Source organism: Curtobacterium sp. MCLR17_055, assembly GCF_003234305.1.
GTDB lineage: Bacteria > Actinomycetota > Actinomycetes > Actinomycetales > Microbacteriaceae > Curtobacterium > Curtobacterium flaccumfaciens.
Genome location: NZ_QKSX01000010.1, coordinates 114060 through 131815, shown reverse-complemented (window position 1 = coordinate 131815; position 17756 = coordinate 114060). Strand labels below are relative to the sequence as shown.

Below are 17756 nucleotides of genomic sequence, written 5' to 3'. Positions count from 1 at the left end.
GCATCCACTGCGACGCCCCCCGTGCTGAGATGTACTCAGCGATACGAACCTATCGAACCGCTCAGGATTCCGCACCCCCGGACGCGGATCCGATGACGGACCGACGACCGTCCGGCCGCCGGTCCGTCGTGCTCAGACGTCGAGGTGGTCGACCAGCTCGTCCGCCAGGCCCGTGTAGGTCGCCGGCGTCAGGTTGGTCAGCCGGGCCTTCGCGCCGTCGGAGATGTCCAGACGGTTCACGAACACGATGAGGTCCTGCTGGCTCACCCGCTTGCCCCGCGTGAGCTCCTTGAGCATCGCGTAGGGGTCCTCGATGTTCGACTGCCCGGCGGTGACCTCGGCACGGATGACCGTCTGGATGGCCTCGGCGAGGACCTCCCAGTTGTGGTCGAGGTCGTCGGCGAGCTTGGCCTCGTTCACGGCGATCTCGCCCAGTCCGCGGCGCAGGTTGTCGAGCGCGAGCAGCGAGTGCCCGAACGCGACGCCGATGTTCCGCTGCGTGGTGGAGTCGGTCAGGTCGCGCTGCAGTCGGCTCGTCACGAGGGTCTCGGACAGCGTCGAGAAGAGCGCCGACGAGATCTCGAGGTTCGCCTCGGCGTTCTCGAACTTGATCGGGTTGATCTTGTGGGGCATCGTCGACGACCCGGTGGCACCCGCCACGGGGATCTGCGTGAAGTACCCCATCGAGATGTAGGTCCACACGTCGGTGGCCAGGTTGTGCAGGATCCGGTTGGCGTGACGCACCCGGTCGTAGAGCTCGGCCTGCCAGTCGTGCGACTCGATCTGCGTGGTGAGCGGGTTCCATGTCAGGCCGAGGCCCTCGACGAACTCGCGGGACAGCGCGGGCCAGTCGGCCTCGGGGTCGGCGGCGAGGTGTGCCGAGAAGGTGCCGGTCGCGCCGGAGAACTTGCCGAGGTACTCGCCGCCCTCGATCTGGGCGAGCACGCGCTCGAGTCGGTAGACGACGACCGCGAGCTCCTTGCCGAGCGTCGTCGGGGTGGCCGGCTGACCGTGGGTGTGCGAGAGCATCGGCACGCTCTTCAGCTCGACGGCGAGCGTCCGGAGCTTCTCGAGCACGGCACGGAAGCCGGGCAGCCAGACCTGGTCGACGGTGTCCCGCACGGTGAGTGCGTAGGACAGGTTGTTGACGTCCTCGCTGGTGGCGGCGAAGTGGGTGAGCTCGGCGATCGCGTCGAGCCCGAGCTCGGACAGTCGGCGGCGCACGAAGTACTCGACGGCCTTGACGTCGTGACGGGTCGTCGCCTCGATCTCGGCGAGCTCCGCGATCTGGTCCTGGCCGAAGGTCTCGACGATCCGGCGCAGTGCTGCCTTGTCGTCGACGCTGAGCGGCGAGGTGGTGAACATCGCGTGGTCGGTCAGGAAGATGAGCCACTCGACCTCGACCACGATGCGCGCGCGGTTGAGGCCGGCCTCGGAGAGGTGCTCGCCCACCGTGTGCACGATCGGGTAGTAGCGCCCGTCGAGCGGGCTGATCGGCTGCGGGGGAAGGGGGGTCATGGGGCTCCCTGACGGACTGCCGGCTCGAGCTGGTGGAAGAGCGCCCGGCAGGCCCGTTCGACGGTCGAGAGCACTCGGTCGAACTCGTGCCGGTCCGCGTAGTACGGGTCCGGCACGTCGGCCTGCTGGGGCCAGGCGGCGTCGTACCGCAACAGGAGCGTCACCTTGGCGGAGTCGTCCATGGTCGGGGCCCACGAACGCAGGATGCGCTCGTGGGAGCGGTCGAGTGCGACCACCAGGTCGAGGTCCGGGAACCGGTCCGGGTCGAACTGACGGGCGCGATGCCTGCTGCCATCGTATCCGCGCGCCGCCAGCGCTGCGATCGTGCGCTCGTCGGCGGGTTCGCCGACGTGCCAGTCACCGGTACCGGCCGACTCCACCTGGAACCGGTCGGCGAGACCGGCGTCCGCGGCGATCTGCGCGAACACGACACCGGCCATGGGGGAGCGGCAGATGTTGCCGCTGCAGACGAACGAGACGCGGAACGGGGCGTCGACGTCCTGGGTCATGAGCACATCATGACGCAGGGCGGGGTCCTCCGCGAGGTCCGCCGGGGTCACGCCCGCTGGCGGTTGAGCACCGGGCGGGCGAAGAGCCCGATCAGCCAGGCGAAGACCGCGAGCACGAAGGCACCGACGATGCCCCAGCCGAAGGAGTCGACCTCGAGCCCGAAGCCGAACGCCTCCGAGATCCCCGCGACGATGAGCAGCAGGATCGCGTTCACGACGAACGAGATGAGCCCGAGCGTGAGGATGTAGAGCGGGAACGCCACGATCCGGATGAGCGTTCCGATCACCGCGTTCACGAGACCGAACACGAACGCCACGAGCAGGAAGGTGAGGACGGTCGCAGTGGTCCCGCCGTCGCCGAACGGCGTCACGGAGACGCCGCTGACGATGAGCGTGGTGAGCCAGAGCGCGAGGGCGTTGACGACGAGGCGGACGAGGAATCGCATGCGCCCATGATGCCCTCGTTCCCCTCGTGGGTGCCGTGGGCCTGCCGGTAGCCTGAACCCGTGAGCGAGCAGCGTGTGCACATCCGGCCCGAGGTGGCCGTCCTCCCCGCGTACAAGCAGGGGCGACAGGCGTCCGACTCCGCCTTCAAGCTGTCGAGCAACGAGAACCCGTTCCCGCCGCTCCCCGGGGTCGTCGAGGCCGTGCAGGCCCAGACCTCGTACAACCGGTACCCCGACGCCACCGCCCTCGCCCTGCGCGCCGTGCTGGCCAACCGCTTCGGGCTGACCGCCGAGCAGGTGCACGTCGCCCCGGGCAGTGTCGCGATCCTGCACGAGCTCGCCCGCGCGACCTCCGGCCCTGGTGACGAGATCGTCTACGCCTGGCGCTCGTTCGAGGCGTACCCGGGCGTCGTCACGGTTGCCGGCGCCACGAGCGTGCAGGTGCCGAACCGCGCCGACGGCGGGCACGACCTCGACGCGATGGCCGCGGCCGTCACCGAGCGCACCCGCATGGTGCTCGTCTGCTCGCCGAACAACCCGACGGGGCCGATCGTGACCGCCGCGGAGTTCGACGCGTTCATGGCCGCGGTGCCGCAGTCGGTGCTGGTCGTGCTCGACGAGGCATACGCCGAGTTCGTGACCGACGAAGCCGCCGTGCACGGCCACCCGCTGCTCGCCGCGCACCCCAACCTCGTGGTCCTCCGCACCTTCTCGAAGGCGTACGGGCTCGCCGGCCTCCGGGTGGGCTACGCGCTCGGTCCGGACTACGTGCTCGACGCCGTCCGGGCCTGCGCGATCCCGTTGTCCGTGACCGCCCAGGGCCAGGCGGCGGCGCTCGCCAGCCTGGAACGCGAGGCCGAGCTGCTCGAGCGCGTGACCGAGATCGCCACCCTGCGCGACCGGATCGTCGTCGAGCTCCGGGCCCAGGGCTGGGACGTCCCCGACGCCCAGGGCAACTTCCTCTGGCTGCCGACGGGCGAGCGGACGTCCACCGCGGCGGCCGCGTTCGAGGATGCCGGCATCATCGTCCGGGCCTTCCCGCCAGAGGGCATCCGCATCTCGATCGGCGAGCACGAAGCTGTGGAAACGCTCCTCCAAACAGCCCGCTCACTTGTGGGGGACCTCCAGGTGGCCGACTAGTGCCTGGCGCTACGCTGGCCCGCATGTCATTCCGCGCCGCGGCTCCCGCGACGACCACCGTCCGGCTCCTCGACCCCGAGGGTCGGTTCGTGGAGACCGACGAGAACGCCGAGTTCGCCGCCGCCGCGCGGGCGATCCCCGACGAGACCCTGCTGGCGATGCACCGCCGCATGGTGCTCACCCGTCGGTTCGACCACGCCGGCCACAACCTCCAGCGCACCGGCCAGCTCGGCCTGTGGGTGCCCAGCCACGGGCAAGAGGCGGCACAGACCGGCTCGGCCTTTGCCCTGCGTGCCCAGGACCACGTGTTCCCGTCGTACCGCGAGCACGCCGTCACGATGCACCGCGGCGTCGAGCCGATGGAGATCATCGCGATGTACCGCGGGCAGACCCACGGCGGATGGGACCCGGACCAGCGCGGCAACACGCACATCTCCACCCTGGTGATCGGCTCGCAGACCCTGCACGCCACCGGGTACGCGCTCGGCCAGAAGCTCGACGGCGACGTCGGCACGGGCGACCCGGACCGCGACGCCTGCTCGATCGTCTACTTCGGCGACGGCGCCACCAGCCAGGGCGACGTGAACGAGGCCTTCGTGTTCTCCGCGTCGACCAAGGCGCCGGTCGTCTTCTTCCTGCAGAACAACCACTGGGCCATCTCGGTGCCGGTGTCGGTGCAGTCCCCGACGCCGCTCGTCGACCGCCCGCGCGGCTTCGGGATCCCGAGCGTCCTGATCGACGGCAACGACATCCTCGCCTCCTACACGGCCTCGGTCGTCGCGACCGAGCACGCCCGCAGCGGCCAGGGCCCGGCCTTCATCGAGGCCGACACCTACCGCATCGGTGCGCACACCAGCTCCGACGACCCGAGCCGGTACCGCGCCGACGGCGAGCTCGAGGAGTGGGTCCTGCGCGACCCGATCGTCCGGTCCGAGGCGTACCTGCGCTCGAAGGGTGCGACGGACGAGCAGTTCGCCGCGTTCGACGAAGAGGGCGACGACATCGCCGCCGACGTCCGACGCCGCACCGTCGCCCTGACCGCACCGTCCGTCGACGTCATGTTCGACAACGTGTACCGCGAACCGCACCCGCGGATCACCGAGCAGAAGGCCTGGCTCGCCCAGTACGAGGCCGGCTTCGAAGGGGGCGCCCACGCATGAGCACCACCGAGCAGCTCTTCGACTACACGCTGCGCTCCCACCCGGGCGCCGGCGAGGTCCCGAGCGACCCCACCCCGACCCTGCCGATGGCCAAGGCCCTCAACGCCGGGCTCGCCGCGGCCATGGAAGCGGACGACAAGGTCCTGCTGATGGGCGAGGACATCGGCCAGCTGGGCGGCGTCTTCCGCATCACCGAGGGCCTGCAGGACCGCTTCGGCTCCGAGCGCGTGCGGGACACCCCGCTCGCCGAGGCCGGCATCATCGGCACCGCGATCGGCCTCGCCCTGCGCGGCTACCGCCCGGTCGTCGAGATCCAGTTCGACGGCTTCGTGTGGCCCGGCTTCGACCAGATCACCTCGCAGCTCGCGAAGATGGCGAACCGCCTGCCGGCACACATGTCGCTGCCCGTCGTCATCCGCATCCCCTACGGCGGCCACATCGGCGCCGTGGAGCACCACCAGGAGTCCCCCGAGGCGTACTTCGCGCACACCCCGGGTCTGCGGGTCGTCAGCCCGAGCACCCCGAACGACGCCTACTGGATGATCCAGGAAGCCATCGCGTCGAAGGACCCGGTGATCTTCCTCGAGCCGAAGTCCCGCTACTGGCCCAAGGGCCAGGTGGACCTCGTCGACGGCCACGTCCCGATGCACACGACCCGCGTCGCCCGTACCGGCACCGAGGTCACGCTCGTCGGACACGGCGCGATGGTCGCCACCCTGATGCAGGCGGCGGACATCGCCGAGGCCGAGGGCACCAGTTGCGAGGTCATCGACCTCCGCTCGATCTCGCCGATCGACTGGGAGCCGCTGCTCGCCTCCGTCCGCAAGACCGGTCGCCTGGTCATCGCACAAGAGGCCTCGGGCTTCGTCAGCGTCGGCAGCGAGATCGCCGCGACCGTCGCCGAGCGGGCGTTCTACACGATGCAGGCACCGCCGCTGCGGGTCTCCGGCTTCGACGTGCCGTTCCCGGTGTCGAAGCTCGAGCACCTGCACCTGCCGGATGCCGACCGCATCCTCGAGGCCGTCGACCGCGCCCTCGCCTACTGACCCGTCCGACCGAGCACGACCAGATCCGCGAAGGAGCCGTAGTGGCCGCCGCCGAATTCCCCCTGCCCGACGTGGGTGAAGGCCTCACCGAGGCCGAGATCGTGCAGTGGCGCGTCGCGATCGGGGACGAGATCGCCGTCGACCAGGTGCTCGTCGAGATCGAGACCGCGAAGTCGCTCGTCGAGCTCCCGTCGCCGTTCGCCGGCACCGTCACGGGCCTGCTCGTGTCCGAGGGAGACACGGTCGAGGTGGGCAAGCCGATCATCCGCGTCGACTCGGACGCGTCGGTCGCCTCCGGTGCGGCCCTCACGCCGCCTGCGGAACAGCCTGGAGGCGCGGCGCCCGTCGCCCAGACCGCCCCGGTCTCGCCCATGGTCGCGTCCACCCCGCCGGCCCTTGCCGCCCCGTCGGCCCCGGTCGCGCAGACCCCGCCCGCTCCGGCGCGCGCTGCTGCCCCCGCTCCGGTCGCAGCGGCGCCGACCCCCGCTGCTGCGCCTGCACCGGCGGCGCCGGTGCAGCCGGTCGCCGTCGACGCGACCGTCCAGGGCACCGACGAGTCCTCCGGTGCCGTCCTCGTCGGCTACGGCTCGGCGACCTCGTCGCCCTCCCGTCGCAAGCCGGGCGCCCGCCGGGCCGCAGCGCTCGCGGCCGAGGCGAGCCGCGCCTCCAGTGTGGACACCGCCGCGGCGGCCGAAGCCTCCGTCGACCCGGGCGAGGAGAGCACCGCCGAGGCGATCAGCGCCCTCGGCACGGGCTCCGCGCACAAGCAGAGCACTGCGACCAACGTGCTGGCGAAGCCGCCGATCCGGAAGCTCGCGAAGGACCTCGGCGTCGAACTGACCGAGATCGTCGCGACCGGTCTGGCCGGCGAGGTCACCCGCGACGACGTCATCCGGCACGCGAAGCAGGCCAGCGTCTTCCGGAACATCGAGACGCCCGAGTGGGGTGAGGTCCGCAGCGAGACGATTCCGGTCAAGGGCGTCCGCAAGGCCATCGCCACCGCGATGACCACGTCCGCGTTCACGGCACCGCACGTGTCGCTGTTCGTCGACGTCGACGCGACCCACACGATGGAGTTCGTCAAGCGGCTCAAGGCCTCGCCGACGTTCGCCGGCGTCAAGGTCTCGCCGCTGCTCATCGTCGCGAAGGCCGTCATCTGGGCCGTCCGCCGGAACCGTTCGGTGAACTCGACCTGGACCGACCGAGAGATCATCGTCCACCACTTCGTGAACCTCGGCATCGCCGCGGCGACCCCGCGCGGGCTCATCGTGCCGAACATCAAGGACGCGCAGGACATGTCGCTGCTCGAGCTGGCGGAGGCGCTCGAGGAACTCACCCTGACCGCCCGCGACGGCAAGACCACGCCGAAGCAGATGGCGAACGGCACCGTATCGATCACGAACATCGGTGTGTTCGGCATGGACACGGGGACCCCGATCCTCAACCCGGGCGAGGTCGCGATCGTCGCCATGGGCACGATCAAGCCGAAGCCGTGGGTCGTCGACGGCGAGGTCCGCTCGCGCATGGTGACCACGATCGGTGCGTCGTTCGACCACCGGGTCGTCGACGGTGACGTGGCGTCCCGCTTCGTGCACGACGTCGCCTCGGTGCTCGAGGAGCCCGCGCTCCTGCTCGACTAGCGTCGGTCGTTCCGCTTCGTGAGCAGAAGTGGTCGGGTTGCTTCGAGCCACCCGACCATTCCTGCTCACCATCTGCGGGCTTCCGCAAACGTCGCGTGGTGTTCACACGGATGTCGGGGGTCGGCGGCATGATCGGTGCATGGTCCACCAGCTCCTGACCCCCTCGCAGGAGATCCGAACGGATCGCCTCCTGCTCACCCCGCTGACCCCGGCCGACATCGACGACGTGCACGCGCTCTTCTCGGACGCCCGCACGTGGCAGCACCTGCCCACGGGTCGGCACGTGGCGCGGAGCTCGAGCGTGGACATGGTGCAGCGCAAGATCGGCGGTCGTGCACGCCACGGCCTCGGGTCCTGGGCGGTCCGCACCGCATCCGACCACGCCTTCGTGGGTGTGGGCGGGGTCGACATGACCGCCGGTGGGGTCTGGAACCTCGGCTACCGCCTGGCGCCCGCGGCATGGGGGCAGGGCTTCGCGTCCGAGATCGCCCTCGCTGCCGTGCGTGCCGCCGCCGACACTGCTCCGGACGTCCCGGTGACCGGCCGGGTGCTCACGAACAACCCTGCTTCTGCAGCCGTGCTGCGTCGTGCCGGGCTGTCGCTGGTGTGGCAGGGGGCTCCCGCCGCGCAGAACCGTGCGGCCGCCGGCGTCGAGGGGCAGGTCTGGACCGATCGGCTGCTCTCCGACGAGCAGTTCGCCTGGCTCGTCGCCAACGCCTGACCCGTCAGCGAGCGGGTCCGCCGAGCGTGATGCTCCGTGCGGCGCGCGCTTCGACCGATGACGAGTGTGTCGCGATCAGGACGGCCGCTCCGTCGGCCGCCAGCTCGTCCAGCAGGTCGAGCACCATCGCGGCGTTGCCGTCGTCGAGGGCACTCGTCGGCTCGTCGGCGAGGATGACCGACGGACGCTTCACCAGGAGCCGCGCCATCGCGACGCGTTGCTGCTCGCCGCCGCTGAGTTCGTGGACGCGGTCCGTTCCGCGTCCGGCCAGACCGACACGGCCCAGGGCCTCACCCGTCCGGATGCCTCGGTGTCTGCGCCGTCCGTCCGGCAGGCGAACCACGTCGACGTTCGACTGGACCGTCATGTCGGGTACCAACCCGAAGTCCTGGAACAGGTACCCGAGGTGGCGCCGCCGGATCAGTCGTGCCCGCCGCTCGTTCGAGCCCGCCGACTCTCCGTTGATCCGGATCGTGCCGAGGTCAAGCGCATCGACGTGCCCGATGCAGTCGAGCAGTGTCGACTTCCCGCAGCCGCTCGGCCCGACCAAGCCGACGATCTCTCCGCCCGCCACCTCGAACGACAGGTCGTGCCACAGCGCGCGGCCTCCGCGACGCTTCGATGCGTTCCGTACCTCGATCATCGTGATCCGCTCCCTCGGTTGCGTGCAGTGCTCCGCGCCGTGACGGCCATGACGACGAGGCTCGTGGCGCTCACCGTCGCGAGCGCCACGAGTGCGATCGCCCCGGCGACTCCGGCTGACTGCGCGACCGGGTCGAGCGCCGATCTGAGACCGCTCCCGTCCGGGCGTTGCGACCACCAGGTGTTGACGACGGCGATGACGGCGATCGAGACCAGACCGGCTTCGATCGCCAGCAGGCCAGCGTCGGTGCGGACGGGCGAGACGCCACTGGTGAACTTCGCGAACAGCGCACGGCCGTGACGGCGTCGGTGCGCGATCGTGGCGACCAACCCGAGCATGACGCTGACGGCGAGGGTGCTGACCATGGTGCCCGTCCCGATCGCCACGGTCGTCGCTGCGTGCCGTGCCTGTTCCGCCGCAGACTGACCCACCGCGACGACCGCGCTGAACTCGGCGCGGAGGCCCGACGCGCCGATCGACCGCTCAGCGGCAGCACGGGACGTGAAGACGACGTCTCCGGTCGACAACCACGATCCGAGTTCATCGGCCGAGAAGACGTCGACCGGCGTGGGGACGACCACGATCACGGCATCGTCGAGCCACGCGCGCGACGACGCGTCGTCCGGGTACGAGTAGACCTGCTGGCGGGCCAGCGTGCCGCCGGTGACGTGCTCGAGGAGGGCGTCGGGTGCATCCCGCAACTGCCAGTCGGTCAGACCCTCGACGAGCCGCTCGCGGGAGAGCTCACTGTCGGCAGGCATCCACACGGCGATCTCCGCGCCGTCGGTGGTGATGCGGGCCCCGTCCTCGGAACGGACGTCCTGCAGGGCGAGGTAGCCCTGGTCGACGACGAGCGCAGGAACCATCGACTTCCCTCGGCCACTCGACACCTCGACCGCAGCGGCGAGGAACGCATCACGCCGCTCGAGTGCCCCGCCGGCGAAGTCACCGATGCGGTCCCAGTAGGCCTGCTCCTCGACCGGGCGGGGATCAGGGGTGACCCAGAGCTGGACGGTTTCGCCGGCCGCCCGAAGATCCCGTTCTGCCGTTCCCTGTCGCGCGGTGGTCACCGCCCCGGTCAGTTCGAAGACGGCCGCGACGAGCAACAGCAGCGCGGGCACCCGTGCGATCTGTGCGACGAGCAGGAGCGCGCCCGCTGGTCGAGCGCCCCGCAGTGCGCCGGCCAACGGCTGTCGACACGCGAGCACCGTGCCGATCGTGTGCGCGACGACGACCGGAACGAGCAGCCCCACGCAGAACACGGAGGTCGCGGCGGCGAGGGTCGCCGCCGAAGCGAGCCCGTTGTAGAACCAGAGCCCGATGGCGGCGACGGGTGCTCCGATGGCGAAGACGAGCACGGCGGTCCGGAGCTCAGCCAGCTCCTGGACGACGATGGCGGCTGTGGTGTCTCCGTGCAGTCGGCGGACTGCGCTGCGGCGAGGGGCCCCGACGGTCGTCATCAGGCAGAGCGCCACGCATCCCGAGACGAGTGCTCCGACCAGGGCCAAGGTCTGATCCAAGCCGTCGGTGACGCCGATGCGTTGCAGGAGCGGCACGCGCTCCACGCTGACCTCGTACCCGGCGTCTGTCAGTGCGCTCACGACGGCTCGCCGAGCGTCGTCGTCCCCGAAGACCGAGTACGAGCCGGTCGGGTCGAACTGGTCGAGTTCCGACATCGGACGGACGGTGGTGGCCATCGACCTCGTGAAGTCCTCGTACCCGTCGAGGAGCCAGCCGGCACCGCGGCTCGAGGGCGCGTCGGTGACGAGCGCCACGCGCCGCGTCGTCGGAGCTTCGCGGTCCGCCACCACCCGTGCGATCGTCGCGTGCTCGGCCTCGGCGACCTGCTCGAGTGCGGTCGCGACCCGCTGGTTCGATCCGGTCTCAGCACCGGCGGCAGCGGTCACCACGGACGAGGCGCCCACGATGCCGGCTTCACTGACCTGCACCAGGCCGATGAAGCCCAGGACGGAAGCCAGGAGGGGCGGGACGAGGTAGGCGAGCGTCACCGATCGGATGTTCATGGTCCCCCTTGCGGCGAGCGTGAGCCGGAGCGGACGGTCTCTCGGACCGCCCGCTCCCGGTCTCAGCAGTTGTGGTAGTACGCCTTGTTGCCGCTGCGCGCCTTCGGTGTCATCGCCATCGCGTACCGGCCGCCTGGCACGTTCGTGACGCGCTTCGACTTCTTGCCGACCGCGGTCGCGCCGTGGCACCGCTTCTCGCGGAAGTAGTTCGACCAGGTGTCGTCCTTGCCGACGCCCCACTGCCAGAAGCTCCCGCCCCCGCCGTCGTTGTCGGTACCGATGCCCCTGGTCTCACCGCTCGCACTTGCGCCGGAAGCAGCGACGGCCACTCCGCCGGCTTCCGACCCTGATCCCATGACCTCGAACTGCGCAGCTGATGCCGCCGTCGCAGTGCCCGTGATCAGGCCGACGGTGAGACCGAGGCCGACGAGCATCTTCGTTCTGGACTTGTGCATGACTGTTTCCTCCCATGTGCCCCCCGATGAGGCTCGACCGATCGTGGCAGCGGCCCAAGACTGATGTCAAGGATCTGAAATTCGTGTTTCACAACGACTGCTACGGGTGGCGTTGGTCTTCCCGGCCTGACTCGCTACTGTGATGGGCACTGGTCATGTCCGCGCATGACCACCGCCCAGGACCAGCAACGGAGCACGAGGGACGCATGACGAGCCGCATCACCGAGGGTGCCGAACCGAAGCACCAGCAGCTGCGGCGCATCCTGCTCGACCTCGTCACCACGCGACTGGCTCCCGGTGCTGCGATCCCGTCCGAACGGCAGCTCATCGCCGAGTACGGCGTCTCGCGGATCACCGTGCGTGAAGCCCTCGGGCAGCTGGTGAACGAGGGCTACCTGGAGCGCGTCCGCGGCAAGGGCACCTTCGTGGCGCACCGGCCCGTGCAGTCGACGCTGCACCTCGCCTCGTTCACCGAGGAGATGCGGGCGATGGGGCACGAACCGACCACCGTGGTGCTCGTGCGCGAAGAGCGGGTACCGCCGGCCGACACCGCCGCAGCCCTGCGGATCGATCCGGACGTGCCGGCCTTCCACGTGAAGCGCCTGCGGATGGCTGACGGCGCCCCGGTGTCGATCGACGACGCCTGGCTCGTGGCCGACGCGTTCCCGGGTCTGCTCGACCACGACCTGTCGGGGTCGGTGTACTCGATCATCGCCACGGAGTACGGCACCCCGATCGACCGCGCGCAGCAGACCGTCGCGGCGAACCCGGCGGCCGACGACGTCGCGACGCTGCTCGGGACGAAGACCGGAGCGCCGGTCCTCGAGTTCGACCGGGTGTCGTACGCGGGGGAACGACCCGTGGAGCACACCCGCAGCTGGTACCGCTCGGACCGCTACCGGGTGCAGATGGAGGTCACCGCGACCCCCGCGGTCGCGTAGTCCGGCCAGCAACGCGAAAGCGACTGTGCGCCGCGGGTGTTCCGCAGTACACAGTCGCTCTCGAAGGGGGAAGTGGCCCTAGACCTCGAAGAGGGTGTCGCCGTCGAGCACCGTGGTGCCGACCGTCCCCTGGTCGACGCTGTCCGGCGTCGAACCGAGCACGACGACCGGGCAGATCGGCGAGTACCCGGCGGCCGAGATGACCGAGGGGGTGAACCGGACGACGGGGTCACCGGCGGTGACGGTGTCGCCCTCGGTCGCGAGGAGCTCGAAGCCCTCGCCGGAGAGCTTCACGGTGTCGATGCCGACGTGCACCAGGACGTCGGTGCCAGCGGCGCCCTGCAGGGCGAACGCGTGCGGGTGCAGCTTCACGATGGTGCCGTCGACCGGTGCCACCGCGGTGACCGCGCCCTCGACGCCCGTGGGGTCGACCGCGACGCCGGCGCCGACGAGCTGCCCGGCGAACACCGGGTCGGGCACGTCGGCGAGGGCGACGACCGGGCCGCCGAACGGGGTGCGGACGACGGTCACAGTTCGTCCTGGATGTCCTGGGCGAGGTTGTCGGCGACCGTGCCGACGATGACCTGCCAGCCGGTGCCGCCACCGATGACCGCCTGGGCTCCGGCTGCCTGCAGGGCGGCCTTGTCGACCAGGTCCCCGTCCTCGACCTCGACGCGGAGGCGCGTGATGCAGCCCTCGACCTCTTCGATGTTCTCGGCACCGCCGAGTGCGGCGATGATGTCGGCTGCCTTGATGTCGGCCATCGTTTCCTCCTCGTTAAGGGTTTGCGTCGCAGGTTGACACCGGACCGCTCTCGGATCAGACTACGGAACTGGTCATGACCGGACAGGACCGGACCTGGCGACACCGCCGAGGTTACCTGCGCTGGCTGCACGACTCAACTCACCCCGACAGCTCCACCCAATGACGAGAGGACCTCCGATGAGCGCCACCACTGCCACGGATGTGCCGGAGAAGAAGAAGCCGAAGAAGCAGTCACGGCTGTTCGCACAGGCCCAGCGCCTCGGACGGAGCCTGCTCCTGCCGATCGCGGTCATGCCGGCGGCGGGCATCCTGAACCGCATCGGTCAGCCGGACCTCCTCGGCGCGATCCCCGGCTTCGAGACCGGCGCCGGAGTCATCTCAGCTGCCGGCCAGGCGATCTTCACGTGGCTCCCGCTGCTGTTCGCGGTGGGCATCGCGATCGGCTGGGCGAAGAAGTCCGACGGCACCACCGCGCTCGCTGCGGTCGTCGGCTACATGGTCATGTACGAGGTGTTCGCAGTGATGTCGCCGGTCGTCCTCGCCGGGGTCAAGAACGCCAATGGCGAGCAGGCCACGATCAACTACGGGGTGCTCGGCGGCATCGTGATGGGGCTCGTCTCCGCCGTGATGTGGGAGAAGTTCCACCGCACGAAGATGCCCGACTTCCTCGGGTTCTTCTCCGGTCGCCGCCTGGTTCCGATCCTGACGGCCGCTGCGGGTCTCGTCATCGCCGTCGCGATGTCGTTCGTCTACCGCTACTTCGACATCGCACTGACCGCGGCCGGCACCGCCGTCGCCGACAACGCCGTGATCGGCGGCGGCATCTTCGGCTTCGCGAACCGCATGCTCATCCCGATCGGGCTGCACCAGCTGCTCAACTTCTTCCCGTGGTTCCAGCTCGGCAGCTTCACCAACGCGGCCGGCGACCTCGTCCACGGTGACATCCCTCGCTTCCTCGCGGGCGACCCGACCGCGGGCATCTTCCAGACCGGCTTCTTCCCGATCATGATGTTCGCGCTGCCCGCCGGTGCCCTCGCGATCTGGCGCAACGCCAAGCCGCAGAACCGCAAGCTCGTCGGCGGCATCATGATCTCCGCCGCACTGACCTCGTTCGTCACGGGCATCACCGAGCCGCTCGAGTACTCGTTCATGTTCGTCGCGTTCCCGCTGTACATCATCCACGCGGTGCTCACGGGCACCTCGCTCGCCCTGGTGAACGCCCTCGGGATCCACGACGGGTTCTCGTTCTCGGCCGGCGCGATCGACTACGTGCTGAACTTCGGCAAGGCGGACGGGGCGATCTGGCTCATCCCGATCGGCCTCGGCTACGCGGTCGTGTACTACTTCCTGTTCAGTTTCGTGATCAAGAAGTGGAACCTCCGCACCCCCGGGCGTGAAGAGGACACGATCGCCGAGAACACGATCGACGCGGCCACCAAGCCGTAGACGCGAGCGTCTCCATGACGGGAGGCCCGGTGCCAGCTGGCACCGGGCCTCCCGTCCGTCTCCCGGTCGCGCTGAGAGCCTTCATAGCGGTTTTGACAATCGTTATCAGTAGGCGTTAGCGTCGTGCCATGCACAACCGCCTCCTCGCCCTCCCGCTCGTCGCCGGCGCCGCCGCGCTCGCCCTGACCGGGTGCGCCACCTCGTCCGCCTCGGGGGAGGCCAGCGGTGACGGCACGGTCAACGTCGTCGCCTCCACCAACGTCTACGGCTCGATCGTCAAGACCATCGGTGGCGACGCCGTCACCGTGACGAGCATCCTGAGCGACCCGTCGCAGGACCCGCACTCGTTCGAGTCGAGCGCCCGCACGCAGCTCTCCGTCTCCAAGGCCGACCTGCTCATCGAGAACGGTGGCGGGTACGACGACTTCATGACGACGCTCGCGAACGCCTCGGACACCAAGGCGGACACGATCAACGTCGTGAAGCTCTCCGGCCTCGACAAGGGCGGCAGCGCCGAGTTCAACGAGCACGTCTTCTACAGCTACCCGACGATGGTGAAGCTGGTCGAGGCGGTCACGAAGGACCTCAGCGCGCTCGACGAGAGCGGCAAGGACGCCTTCGAGAAGAACGCCGCCACGCTCACCACCAAGCTCGAGGACCTCGAGTCCCAGACCGACGCCGTCAAGAAGCAGGACTCCGGCGACAAGGTGGCGTACACGGAGCCGGTGCCCGGGTACCTGTTCGACGCGATGGGGCTCGAGAACGAGACCCCGCCGGACTTCTCCGAGGCAATCGAGGAAGGCGACGACGTCCCGCCGGCGGCCCTCCGCGACACCCTCGCGCTGTTCACCGGCAAGCGCGTGCAGCTCCTCGCCTACAACAACCAGGCGTCCAGCCCCGAGACCGAGCAGGTCCAGAAGGCGGCCGAGCAGAACGACATCCCCGTCGTCGGTGTCACGGAGACGCTCCCCAAGGGGCAGGATTACGTCTCGTGGCAGCAGGCGAACATCGACGCGGTGAAGGCAGCGCTCCAGAAGTGACGACCTCGACCGCAGCAGCGGCGACCCCCAGCCCGGCGACCACCACGGTGGACGACCGGGCTGCGGCTCGTCCGGTCCTCGCGCTCCGCGACGCCGGGTTGTCCTACGGCGCCCGGAAGCTCTGGGCAGGCCTCGACCTCGACCTCGCGCCGGGGGAGTTCGTCGCGGTCCTCGGTCCGAACGGCGCCGGCAAGACCTCACTGCTCCGCACCGTCCTCGGGCAGCAGCGGCTCACGAGCGGCACGATGTCGTTCCTCGGGCAGCCGGTGCACCGCGGCCACCGGAAGATCGGCTACATCCCGCAGCAGCGCCTGATGGAGGCGGGGACGCCCCTGCGCGCGCGGGACATGATCGCCCAGGGCGTGACCGGGCACCGGTGGGGCATCCGACGTGCGTCGAAGGCCGACCGGATGCGCATCGACCGGGTCCTCGACGAGGTCGGCGCCACCGCCTTCGCGGACGCCCCCGTCGCCGAGCTCTCCGGCGGCGAGCAGCAGCGCACCCGCGTCGGGCAGGCCATCGCCGCCGACCCCGCCCTGCTGCTGTGCGACGAACCCCTCATCTCGCTCGACCTGCGGCACCAGCGCGGGATCACCGAGCTCATCGACCGTGAGCGCCGACAGCGCGAGGCTGCCGTGCTCTTCGTGACGCACGACGTGAACCCGATCCTCGACGTCGTCGACCGGGTGCTCTACATCGCCGGCGGTCGGTTCCGGATCGGTTCGCCGGACGAGGTCCTGCGCGCCGACGTGCTCAGCGACCTGTACGGCACGCCCGTCGACGTCGTCCGCACCATGGGACGCATCGTCATCGTCGGGGCCAACGAGGCCCACGAGCACCACCCGGGCGAGGTCGACCCGCACGCCGACCAGCCCGACGAAGGGCGGATCTGATGGACCTGCTGTCGACCGTCTTCTCGTTCCAGGACTACGGCGAGCTCCTCGTGCTCGTGCAGAACTCGATCTGGGCCGGCGCGGTGCTCGGCATCGTCGGCGGCCTCATCGGCCCGTTCGTCGTCGCCCGGAACATGCCGTTCGCCGTGCACGGCATCTCAGAGCTCTCGTTCGCCGGGGCCAGTGCCTCGCTGCTGCTCGGGGCGAACGTGGTGTCCGGCTCGCTCGTCGGGTCGGTCATCGCCGCCCTGCTCATCGGTCTCCTCGGGTCGCGTGCCCGGGAACGCAACTCGATCATCGCCGTCCTCATGCCGTTCGGGCTCGGGCTCGGCATCCTCTGCCTGGCGCTCTACAAGGGCCGGGCCGCCAACAAGTTCGGGCTGCTCACCGGGCAGATCGTCTCGGTCGACAACCCGCAACTGACGTTCCTGATCGTGGTCGCCGCGATCGTCGTGGCGACGCTGCTCGTCATCTGGCGCCCGCTGATGTTCGCCTCGGTCGACCCCGACGTGGCTGCGGCCGCGGGGATCCCGGTGCGGACCCTCGCGATCGTGTTCATGCTCGTGCTCGGACTGGCCACCGCCGTGTCGGTGCAGATCGTCGGTGCGTTGCTCGTGCTGTCCCTGCTCGTCACCCCGGCGGCCGCTGCCCTGCGCCTGAGCTCGCACCCGGTGGTCGTGCCGGTGCTGTCGACGGTGTTCGCGGTGACGTCGGTCGTCGGGGGCATCCTGCTCGCACTGGGCGGCGGCCTGCCGATCAGCCCGTACGTGACGACGATCTCGTTCGCGATCTGGGTGGTCTGCCGGATCATCGGGTCGCGACGCGACAAGCGGGGACGCAACCGCGTCGCCGGCCGGAGCCAGCGTGGCGGGGGCGAGCCGGGCCTCCAGGCAGGGACGACGTCGACAGCCGGTCGGAAGGAAGAGGTGTCAGCATGAACGCCGTGCAGAAGACCAAGCGGAACACGTGGCAGCGCGAAGCGGTGCGCGGAGCCCTCGACTCGACCGAGGGGTTCGTGAGTGCGCAGGCGCTGCACCAGCACCTGCGGGACGAGGGATCGACCATCGGTCTGGCCACCGTCTACCGGGCGCTCGCCGACCTGGCCACCGAGGGTGATGCCGACTCGCTGCAGCAGGACGGCGAATCGCTGTACCGGGCGTGCACGACGGACGCACACCACCACCACCTGATCTGCCGGAACTGCGGCCGGACCGTCGAGATCGAGGCGGACCCGGTGGAGCAGTGGGCGCAGGACGTCGCCGCCGCCAACGGGTTCACCAACGCCAGCCACGTCGTCGACATCTTCGGCGAGTGCGCCGTCTGCACGGCCGCCCGCGCGACCGCCGCCACCGACGAGTAGCCTGCCCCG

The 17756-nt window shown here is 70.0% G+C and carries 19 protein-coding genes; 11 read left to right on the top strand and 8 right to left on the bottom strand.

The genetic code is table 11. The features are described 5' to 3' along the window. Positions 1-132: 132 nt before the first annotated feature. The 3 genes from purB to DEJ09_RS10680 are packed head-to-tail and all read right to left on the bottom strand — an operon-like array spanning position 133 to position 2473. Positions 133-1518 (bottom strand): adenylosuccinate lyase, encoded by a 1386-nt coding sequence (gene purB, locus DEJ09_RS10690; RefSeq protein ID WP_111032994.1) that lies wholly within the window; start codon positions 1516-1518, stop codon positions 133-135. Further along, entirely contained in the window at positions 1515-2027 is a 513-nt protein-coding gene (locus DEJ09_RS10685) for a low molecular weight protein-tyrosine-phosphatase (RefSeq protein ID WP_017886476.1), read from the bottom strand. The genes purB and DEJ09_RS10685 overlap by 4 nt, the downstream gene beginning before the upstream one ends. Before the next feature lie 47 nt (positions 2028-2074). Then, positions 2075-2473, bottom strand: a complete 399-nt coding sequence (locus tag DEJ09_RS10680; protein WP_071404898.1) for a phage holin family protein — start codon at positions 2471-2473, stop codon at positions 2075-2077. Between the two features lie 60 nt (positions 2474-2533). Between DEJ09_RS10680 and DEJ09_RS10675 the strand changes: the two genes are divergently transcribed. The 5 genes from DEJ09_RS10675 to DEJ09_RS10655 all read left to right on the top strand — a co-directional run bounded on the left by DEJ09_RS10675 (position 2534) and on the right by DEJ09_RS10655 (position 8180). Continuing rightward, the gene (locus DEJ09_RS10675) at positions 2534-3613 is read left to right on the top strand and encodes a histidinol-phosphate transaminase (RefSeq protein WP_111088546.1); all 1080 of its coding nucleotides are present in this window, start codon (positions 2534-2536) and stop codon (positions 3611-3613) included. A 23-nt stretch (positions 3614-3636) separates the two neighbouring features. Next, positions 3637-4773, top strand: a complete 1137-nt coding sequence (locus tag DEJ09_RS10670) for a thiamine pyrophosphate-dependent dehydrogenase E1 component subunit alpha (RefSeq protein ID WP_111088544.1) — start codon at positions 3637-3639, stop codon at positions 4771-4773. An 86-nt stretch (positions 4774-4859) separates the two neighbouring features. After that, positions 4860-5819, top strand: a complete 960-nt coding sequence (locus DEJ09_RS10665; RefSeq protein WP_111088585.1) for an alpha-ketoacid dehydrogenase subunit beta — start codon at positions 4860-4862, stop codon at positions 5817-5819. Between the two features lie 41 nt (positions 5820-5860). Beyond that, positions 5861-7459, top strand: a complete 1599-nt coding sequence (locus tag DEJ09_RS10660; RefSeq protein WP_111088542.1) for a dihydrolipoamide acetyltransferase family protein — start codon at positions 5861-5863, stop codon at positions 7457-7459. A 139-nt stretch (positions 7460-7598) separates the two neighbouring features. After that, positions 7599-8180, top strand: coding sequence for a GNAT family N-acetyltransferase (locus DEJ09_RS10655; RefSeq protein ID WP_111088540.1), 582 nt, complete (start codon positions 7599-7601; stop codon positions 8178-8180). Between the two features lie 4 nt (positions 8181-8184). Here DEJ09_RS10655 and DEJ09_RS10650 read toward each other — a convergent pair whose 3' ends face one another. The 3 genes from DEJ09_RS10650 to DEJ09_RS10640 form a co-directional block, all read right to left on the bottom strand. Continuing rightward, positions 8185-8823 (bottom strand): ABC transporter ATP-binding protein, encoded by a 639-nt coding sequence (locus DEJ09_RS10650; protein WP_111088538.1) that lies wholly within the window; start codon positions 8821-8823, stop codon positions 8185-8187. Next, positions 8820-10847 carry a hypothetical protein gene (locus DEJ09_RS10645; RefSeq protein WP_111088536.1) on the bottom strand — a complete coding sequence of 676 codons (2028 nt, stop codon included), beginning with the start codon at positions 10845-10847 and terminating at the stop codon, positions 8820-8822. Before DEJ09_RS10645 ends, DEJ09_RS10650 begins: the two co-directional genes overlap by 4 nt. Before the next feature lie 62 nt (positions 10848-10909). Then, positions 10910-11302, bottom strand: coding sequence for a lactococcin 972 family bacteriocin (locus tag DEJ09_RS10640; RefSeq protein WP_111088534.1), 393 nt, complete (start codon positions 11300-11302; stop codon positions 10910-10912). A 206-nt stretch (positions 11303-11508) separates the two neighbouring features. Between DEJ09_RS10640 and DEJ09_RS10635 the strand changes: the two genes are divergently transcribed. Further along, complete coding sequence (locus DEJ09_RS10635; RefSeq protein WP_017886466.1) at positions 11509-12243, top strand: GntR family transcriptional regulator; 735 nt, start codon at positions 11509-11511, stop codon at positions 12241-12243. Positions 12244-12321: 78 nt separating this feature from the next. On the opposite strand, the gene DEJ09_RS10630 is transcribed toward DEJ09_RS10635, so the two are convergent. After that, positions 12322-12774 (bottom strand): glucose PTS transporter subunit IIA, encoded by a 453-nt coding sequence (locus DEJ09_RS10630; protein WP_071404905.1) that lies wholly within the window; start codon positions 12772-12774, stop codon positions 12322-12324. Then, positions 12771-13007: a PTS transporter subunit EIIB gene (locus tag DEJ09_RS10625; protein WP_027464959.1), complete on the bottom strand. Its 237-nt coding sequence runs from the start codon at positions 13005-13007 to the stop codon at positions 12771-12773. Before DEJ09_RS10625 ends, DEJ09_RS10630 begins: the two co-directional genes overlap by 4 nt. 178 nt (positions 13008-13185) lie before the next feature. On the opposite strand from DEJ09_RS10625, the gene DEJ09_RS10620 reads away from it, so the two are divergent. From DEJ09_RS10620 to DEJ09_RS10600, 5 genes are all read left to right on the top strand, one after another. Continuing rightward, positions 13186-14454: a PTS transporter subunit EIIC gene (locus DEJ09_RS10620; RefSeq protein ID WP_111030930.1), complete on the top strand. Its 1269-nt coding sequence runs from the start codon at positions 13186-13188 to the stop codon at positions 14452-14454. 128 nt (positions 14455-14582) lie between these two features. Further along, positions 14583-15494 carry a metal ABC transporter solute-binding protein, Zn/Mn family gene (locus DEJ09_RS10615; RefSeq protein ID WP_111039737.1) on the top strand — a complete coding sequence of 304 codons (912 nt, stop codon included), beginning with the start codon at positions 14583-14585 and terminating at the stop codon, positions 15492-15494. A 47-nt stretch (positions 15495-15541) separates the two neighbouring features. Beyond that, a complete protein-coding gene (locus DEJ09_RS10610) occupies positions 15542-16387 on the top strand; it encodes a metal ABC transporter ATP-binding protein (protein WP_051596603.1) in 846 nt (281 codons plus the stop codon). After that, positions 16387-17325, top strand: a complete 939-nt coding sequence (locus tag DEJ09_RS10605) for a metal ABC transporter permease (protein ID WP_111088532.1) — start codon at positions 16387-16389, stop codon at positions 17323-17325. Before DEJ09_RS10610 ends, DEJ09_RS10605 begins: the two co-directional genes overlap by 1 nt. Next, complete coding sequence (locus tag DEJ09_RS10600; protein WP_027464954.1) at positions 17322-17747, top strand: Fur family transcriptional regulator; 426 nt, start codon at positions 17322-17324, stop codon at positions 17745-17747. Before DEJ09_RS10605 ends, DEJ09_RS10600 begins: the two co-directional genes overlap by 4 nt. Positions 17748-17756: the final 9 nt, after the last annotated feature.